The organism is Actinomadura logoneensis, from assembly GCF_003428695.1.
Lineage (GTDB): Bacteria > Actinomycetota > Actinomycetes > Streptosporangiales > Streptosporangiaceae > Spirillospora > Spirillospora logoneensis.
The window spans coordinates 1-6894 of record NZ_QURH01000104.1 but is presented as its reverse complement, the minus strand read 5'-3'; the positions used below and the strand labels follow the sequence as shown (position 1 = coordinate 6894).

The 6894-nt window shown below is 73.5% G+C and carries 6 protein-coding genes; 2 read left to right on the top strand and 4 right to left on the bottom strand.

Annotated elements, in window-relative coordinates:
• On the top strand, positions 1-1153 hold a 1153-nt coding region (locus DZF91_RS05210), incomplete at its 5' end, for a glycosyltransferase (RefSeq protein WP_147341002.1).
• Between the two features lie 100 nt (positions 1154-1253).
• Here DZF91_RS05210 and DZF91_RS05205 read toward each other — a convergent pair.
• Both DZF91_RS05205 and DZF91_RS05200 read right to left on the bottom strand, forming a co-directional pair.
• Positions 1254-3146, bottom strand: coding sequence for a Vgb family protein (locus DZF91_RS05205; protein ID WP_117356357.1), 1893 nt, complete (start codon positions 3144-3146; stop codon positions 1254-1256).
• 279 nt (positions 3147-3425) lie between these two features.
• Complete coding sequence (locus tag DZF91_RS05200) at positions 3426-4025, bottom strand: hypothetical protein (RefSeq protein WP_117356356.1); 600 nt, start codon at positions 4023-4025, stop codon at positions 3426-3428.
• 160 nt (positions 4026-4185) lie between these two features.
• On the opposite strand from DZF91_RS05200, the gene DZF91_RS05195 reads away from it, so the two are divergent.
• On the top strand, positions 4186-4758 hold the full coding sequence (locus DZF91_RS05195) for a TetR/AcrR family transcriptional regulator (protein ID WP_117356355.1): 573 nt from the start codon (positions 4186-4188) through the stop codon (positions 4756-4758).
• On the opposite strand, the gene DZF91_RS05190 is transcribed toward DZF91_RS05195, so the two are convergent.
• Together DZF91_RS05190 and DZF91_RS05185 are read right to left on the bottom strand one after the other, a co-directional pair.
• Positions 4725-5417 carry a TetR/AcrR family transcriptional regulator gene (locus tag DZF91_RS05190; RefSeq protein ID WP_117356354.1) on the bottom strand — a complete coding sequence of 231 codons (693 nt, stop codon included), beginning with the start codon at positions 5415-5417 and terminating at the stop codon, positions 4725-4727. The genes DZF91_RS05195 and DZF91_RS05190 overlap by 34 nt on opposite strands.
• Before the next feature lie 201 nt (positions 5418-5618).
• Positions 5619-6647 carry an alpha/beta hydrolase gene (locus DZF91_RS05185; protein ID WP_235834095.1) on the bottom strand — a complete coding sequence of 343 codons (1029 nt, stop codon included), beginning with the start codon at positions 6645-6647 and terminating at the stop codon, positions 5619-5621.
• Positions 6648-6894 lie beyond the last annotated feature (247 nt).

The window sequence follows — 6894 nt, the reverse complement described above, 5'->3', positions numbered from 1 at the left end:
CGCCCTCGCCGCCCGCGGCGACCGCGTCCGGCTGGTCGCCGCCGCCCGCTACGCCCCGCTGGCGCGCGCGTCCGGGCTGGAGCTCGTCCCGCTGACGGTCGACCCGACCGAGATCCTCACCTCCGACGCCGGGCAGGAACTGCTCGCGGGCGGCCGGAACCCGGTGCGCTTCCTGACCGGATTCCGGCGCATCCTCGGCCCGTCCGCCCGCCGCCTGCTGGACGAGTGCCTGGCCGGGTCGCGGGGCGCCGACCTGCTCCTCGGCCCGACCCTCGGCCTGCTGCCCCGGCACCTCGGCGAGCACCTGGACGTCCCGTGGGCGCTGGTCCACTTCCAGCCGAGCCAGCCCACCGCCGCGTTCCCGCACCCGTTCGTCCCGCGCTCCCTGGGCGGGCCGGGCAACCGCGCGAGCTTCGCCGCCGTCGACCAGATCGCCTGGCAGCTCTCCCGCCCGTTCCTGAACCCCTGGCGCCGCGACGCGCTCGGCCTGCGCCCGCTCCCGCTGCGCGGCGCGCCCCGCGACGAACCCCTCGTCCTCGGCTGCTTCAGCGAGCACGTCGTGCCGCGTCCGCCCGACTGGCCCCCGCACGTCCACCTCACCGGCTACTGGACGCTGGACGAGCCGTCCTACCGGCCCCCGGACGACCTCGCCGCCTTCCTCGCCGACGGGCCGCCGCCGGTCTACGTCGGCTTCGGCAGCATGGTCCCGAAGGACGCCCGGCTGACCGGCCTGACCGTCCGCACCGCCCTCCGGCTGGCCGGACTGCGCGGCGTGGTGCAGGGCGACCCGGACACCTCGGACGACGACGTCCTCGCCGTCCGCGACGTCCCGCACACCTGGCTCTTCCCGCGCATGGCGGCCGTCGTCCACCACGGCGGCGCGGGGACCACGGCGGCCGGCCTGCGCGCGGGCGTCCCGTCCGTGGTCACCCCGTTCTTCGGCGACCAGCCGTACTGGGCCGACCGCGTGACCGCCTTGGGCGCGGGCCCGCGTCCCGTCCCGTTCCGCGCGCTGACCGCGCCGAGGCTGGCCGCCGCCCTCCGCAAGGCCACGACCAGCGAGGACATCAGGAAGAACGCCGCCACCCTGGGCGCCCGCCTCCGCGCCGAGAACGGCGTCGCCCGGGCCGTCGAACTCCTGGACCGCCTGTAGCGCCGCGACGCCGCCGGAAGGACGCGGCAAGGGACCAGCCCGCGGACATCAGGCTGGTCCCTTGGTCACAGGGGCAGAGCAGAAGGCTGCCGCTCTCCGGTCAGTGGCGGGCCTTGAGGCGGTAGGTGTGCTTCGCGGCCACGTGCGCGGCGGGCTTGACGGTCCGCTTCGCGTTCGGGCCCTGGATGAGCGCGCGCAGCTTCTTGGCCGTCGGGTTCGACGAGTTCGCCTTCAGCGCGTTCGGGGTGTTGGACGGGTTGACGCCGCCGCCCAGGTTCAGGATGCCGGTCAGGTTCATGCTGTTCTTCGACTCCGGCGACGGCAGCCCCATCATCTGGTTGATGACGCCGTCCAGGATGCCGAACGGGCCGCAGCCGGACGCCTTCGGGATGGCGATCGGGGCGTTGATGTCCATCTGCCCGCCGACCCAGCCGAGCTGCACGTCGTTGCCGAGCAGACCGGGGAGGGTCGGCAGCAGCTTGGCGTTCACCGGGCCGATCACGCAGCTCTTGCCGAGCAGCTCGTTGTTCAGGTGGATGTTGAGGCTCACCTGCGCGCCGAGACCGCCGTCGGGGGTGGGCAGGACGTGGACCGGACCCACGAGGGTCTGGGTGACCGTGAGCTTGTTGACCGCCCACATCGCGGCGGGGGTCTTGCCGAGGATGGGACCGACCAGCGGAAGCTGCCCGATCATGCCGCCCGGCACGTCGATCGGCCTGCCCTCGAACTGCTGGCCGACGACCGGCGGCGTCAGCACCGGGTACCCGGTCGAGTCGGGCGCGCCGAGGGAGCCGGTGATCCGGATCGCCCCGGGCGGCAGGGTCAGCGCGAACGAGCCGATCTTGGTGTTGCCGCCCGTGGTGACCTGGGTGATGCAGAGGGTGTTGATGGAGCAGCGGTTCATGAACCCGGCCTGGACACCGGGGGACCCCGGGGCGTAGGGGGGCGACGCCGGGTGGGGCTGGCCGGACGGCGGGTCGGCCGGGTCCACGTACCCGACCCGGCCGCGACCGGGCGCGGTGTACCAGATCCTGCCGTCCGCGCCGGCCGACACCCGGAACGGCGCCGAGAGCGTGGCGGGCAGCGGGTACTCGGTGATCTGGCCGCTCGCCGGATCGACCTTGCCCAGGTTGGACGCCGACGACTCGGTGAACCAGAGCGTCCCGTCCTGGCCCACGGTGAGACCGGACGGGCGCGCGTTGGCGGTCGGCACGTCGTACTCGGAGATCTGCCCGGACGCGGGGTCCAGCGACCCGACCTTGCCGTTGCCCGGCTCGGTGAACCAGAGCTTGCCGTCCTTGCCCGTGACGATCTCGCCGAGCGCCGGGTAGCCGCCGAGCGCGCCCGACGGCTGGTAGGTGGTGACCGCGCCGGACGCGGGGTCGAGCCGTCCGATCTGCCCGTCCGAGGAGGTGAACCACACGGCCTGGTCGGGGCCGTCGGTGACCGAGTAGGGGCTGAGACCGGTCGCGAAGGTGGTGACGGCGGCGGTCGAGCCGGAGGCGGAGATCTTCACGATCGCCCCGCTGCCGCCCGCCGCGAGCCACATGGAGCCGTTCGGGCCGGGCGCGATGCCGGTGATCTGCGCGCCCGGGACGGCGTCGGCGGGCAGCTCGAACATCGACACCGCGCCGGTGGACGCGTCCACCCGGCCGACCCGCGCGACCTGGGTCGACTCGTCGGTGAACCACAGCGCGCCGTCGCTGCCGGTGGTGATGGCGTCGGGGTAGCCGGTGCCCTTCTGCGAGTTCCTCGGCACCGGGTACTCGGAGATCTTGCCGTTCGCGCCGACCCGGCCCACGCCTCCCTGCGACTCGGTGAACCACACGCCGCCACCGCTCGCCGCCGTCACGCCGGTGGGCGTCACGTCCGGGATGGGAAGCCCGTACTCCGTCGCGTCCGCCGCGTGGGCGGCGGACGGCAGGGCCACGGGCGCCGTGCCGAGGACGGCCGTGAGCGCCACGGCCGCGGCGCGATTGCGTCGACGGCGCATGCCATCGCCTCCTTCAGGTCAAGATCCGTGGGCCTTAATAGAAACCCGGGGGTTTCTCAGGTCAAGACATTCGCCACACGGCGACCTCAACCGGCCATTCGCCCCGCCCTGTCAACCGCACCCGTCCCACCACGTCCGCACCGCTCCGCGGCGACACGGGGGGAAGGCGGGCGGGAACGCAAGGGGGAAGGCGGGCGGGCCGCCCGGGGTGTCCGGGCGGCCCGTGGAAGGGGTGGGCGGGGCCGTCCGGAGCGCCGGACGGCCTCGCTCGCGCGGTGGTCAGGTGATGGTGACCGCCGGGCTGGTGACGTAGGTCCCGCTCACGGTGCCGGTCGGGCTGACCGCGCCGCAGCCGGAGCTGGAGAAGGGCACGGTCGCGCTGACGCTCATCGAGTGCGCGGTGTTGCTGTACGGCCCGGTGATCGGCGCGGGCGCCGTCGGGGCGGCGGTCACCACGCACGACGGAAGGGTCGAGGTGGTGAACTTGACCCCGGCGACGGGGATCGTGAGCGTGACGGTGGGCGAGGCCCCGCCGGTCGCGGACAGCGTCCAGACGCCGCTCGGCGTGATGGTGGCCGTCCCACCGAAGTTGTCCTTGCAGCCGGTGAAGCTCGGGTTGCCGGGGGTGCCCGGGTTGAGGTTCACCGGGCCGTAGCCCGAGGCCGGGGTGACGAACTTGATGGTGGACGACGCGCAGGTGACGGAGAACGGCAGCCCGGACAGGGTGCCGCTGAACTTGACGTTGGTGCTGGTCGCCGTGATGGCGGTGCTGGCGGGCGAGATGCCGCCGGCGGCGGAGGCCGGGGCGGCGGCAAGGGCGACGAGGCCCGTGCCGGCCGCGACGGCGGCCAGAGCGGTGCTGACGATCCGCGAAGGCATGTGCTGCGTCCTCTCTCGGGACGGGTGGGGTGGATGCACCGGCCGGATGCGGGAGTTCTCAGAGCCACTAGAAACCAAGTGGTGTTTCATGTCAACCTGACTGCGGGAGGCGTCCGGATCCGGACGCCGGGGAGCGGCGGTCCCGGAAGCGGAGCCCTCGATGACGACACCCGACCCTGAGCACGGACGTCTGCTCGCCGCGTTCGCCCGCACCGTGGCCGAACGCGGGTATCCCCAGACCAGCCCGCGTGACGTGGCCGACGCCGCCGGACTGAGCGAGGCGGACTTCCACGCGCGGTACCGCGATCTGGACGACTGCTTCGCCGCGCTGTACCGGCATTCGGCCGCGCTGTTGCGGGCACGCGTGGACGCGGCGTTCCGGGCGGCCGGATCCGACTGGCGGGCGGGCTTCTCGGCCGCGCTCGCCAGCGCCCTCACGGCCGTCGCCGAGTCCCCGGCGCACGCCCGCGCCTGCGTCCTGGACGTGAGCGCCGCCGGACCGGGCGTCCAGCGCGAACGCCTCCGCCTCCTGGAGGGGATGCGCGGGATGCTGCGCGGCCCCGGCCCCGGTGCGCTGCCGGACGTCGTCCGGGACGCGATCATCGGCGGCATCTACGGGACCGTCTACTCCCGCGTCGCGGCGGGACGGACGCAGGAGCTCCCCGGCCTCGCCCCGGCGCTCGCCAAGTTCGCGCTCGACTACTTCGCGATCTCCGACGCGGTCTCCATGTAGCGGGCCGCGGCGCGGCGTCCGACCAGCGGCATCAGCGCGAAGTAGGTGAGCTGCGGCAGCAGTTCGGGCAGCCGCGTCGTCTCGCCGTTCTCGATCTGCACGTAGATGGAGCTGTAGACGCCGCCGACCACGGCGTCCGCCACCACGGTCGGCACCGCGACCTCACCCGGCCCCGCGAAGAACGCCCGGAACCGCTCCATGCACTCGATCCGGGCGCGGCGCACGCGCGGGCCCGCCGCGTTCACCTCGACCATGGCCACGCGCGCGAACGGCGGCGCGTCGGCCAGCATGGACAGCACGGCGCGCAGCGCGGCGCGGATGCCGTCGGGCCAGGTGGGCTCGGCGGCGAACGCGGCGGCCATACCGTCCAGGACGATCGCCGTGCCGCGCTCGTAGGCGGACAGGAAGCAGTCGTCGATCTCGGTGAAGTGCGTGTAGAACGTCTTCTTGGTGACGCCCGCCGCCTCGGTGATCCGCCCGATCGTCGCACCGGCGTAGCCGCGCTCGGCGACCACCTGGACGAAGGCGTCGATCATCCGGTCGCGCTGGATCGCCGCCACCGTCTCCGGCGGGAGTCCGTGCCGCCCGGGCTTGATCGCGCGGTCGGGCTCCAGCGCCGACCGGGTGCCGGGCAGTGGCGTTTCCGGGGGGCCAAGCATGGCGTCGGCGTGCTCCTCCGCTCACGAGCCGTCGCCGACCACCCTACTTCCTGGAGGTCTCGGCACGCGCCCCCGGGAGGCCGGTGGACGGACGCCCACCGGCCCACCGCGGACCGCCCACCGACCACCGCCGATCCACCGCGGACCATCCGCCGCCCCGCGCCGTTCGTCCTGCGCCGGACGCCGGCCCCGGCCGCCGGGTCAGCGGACGGGCTTGGCGCCGATCGACTGCATGATCTGCGGCCACGCCGTGTGCATCTCGCGCTTCCAGTAGGGCCACGAGTGCCGTCCCGGCCCGTACATGTGCGCGGTGATCGGAACGTGAAGCTGCCGCGCCCGCTTCACGAAGTCCTGCACCGTCGGGTTGATGGCCTTCTCGCTGAGGTAGCCGAGGTCCCACGGCTTGGTGCCCGGCGCGTCGAACGGGCCCGGCTCGCCGTTGCCGACCGACACGTAGAACTTCGTCCCGCGCACCTTGGACAGCAGCTTCACGGGGTCGTGCGCGTCCCAGTTCGCCTGGTGGACGCGCGGGACCCCCCAGATCGCGTTCGGGTCGGTGCCGGACCGCATGTTCGTGTACAGCAGCAGCGCCGGGATGCCGGGCATGCTCATCGACAGGACGCCGCTGAAGCACCCCGCGAACCGGAAGGTGCCGGGGTACCGTCCGGCGTAGGTGCACGCGCCCTGCGCGCCGGACGAGATCCCCATGACGGCGCGCGACGCGCCCGCGTGGTAGTTGCGCTCGACGAGCTGCCGGACCTCCTTCATGTGGAAGTCCTCCCAGCGCGGACGGCCGCCCTTCCCGTAGTTGAACCAGTTCGTGTACGAGCCGTTCGAGCCCTCCGGCATCACGACCATCGCGCCCCACTTGGACGCGACGGCCTGGATGTCGGTGCTGCGCGTCCAGGAGACGTAGGTGTCGTTGCCGCCGTGGAACGCGTACACGACGGGCCACGCCTTCGGGGAGGAGTACTTCCAGCCCTTCGGCAGCAGCACGCGGACGTTGCGCTTCGCGCCGAGCGCGGGCGAGTCCACGGTGAAGTCGAAGGCGGTCTTGCCCTTGTTCAGCCACTTGTACGAGGCGATGGACGCCCCGTCGTCGGCCTTCTTGAACGAGGCGGCCTCGGCCGTCCCCGACGCGCCGAGGGGCACCAGCAGCCCTCCGGCGGCGGCCACCGCGGCGGCCGTGGTCAACGTGCGGGAGACTTCGCGACGCGGCTTACGGGTCATCGTTCTCCTTGACGGTGTTCCAGCGCCAGCCCGAACCATCGTGGTTGGGAACTATCTCACGCCTGGTGCCGGAGGGGCGGGTGGTTCCCGGGTCGGGCCGTCCGTCCGCCCACGGCCGCCAGGGGCCGGGGTCGGCGGCACCGGACGCCGGGTCTACCGGGTTCGGACGCGGGGTCTCAGGGGCCGGGGCAGCGCCCGGCGAAGCGGACGAGCCGCCGGTCGGCGCGGGCACGGAGCCGCCGCCCGG

Bases quoted from the DNA above. Each gene is read 5' to 3' on its own strand.
- DZF91_RS05185 (WP_235834095.1), bottom strand. From the start codon at position 6,647: ATGACCCGTAAGCCGCGTCGCGAAGTCTCCCGCACGTTGACCACGGCC.
- DZF91_RS05195 (WP_117356355.1), top strand. From the start codon at position 4,186: ATGACGACACCCGACCCTGAGCACGGACGTCTGCTCGCCGCGTTCGCC.
- DZF91_RS05205 (WP_117356357.1), bottom strand. From the start codon at position 3,146: ATGCGCCGTCGACGCAATCGCGCCGCGGCCGTGGCGCTCACGGCCGTC.
- DZF91_RS05190 (WP_117356354.1), bottom strand. From the start codon at position 5,417: ATGCTTGGCCCCCCGGAAACGCCACTGCCCGGCACCCGGTCGGCGCTG.
- DZF91_RS05200 (WP_117356356.1), bottom strand. From the start codon at position 4,025: ATGCCTTCGCGGATCGTCAGCACCGCTCTGGCCGCCGTCGCGGCCGGC.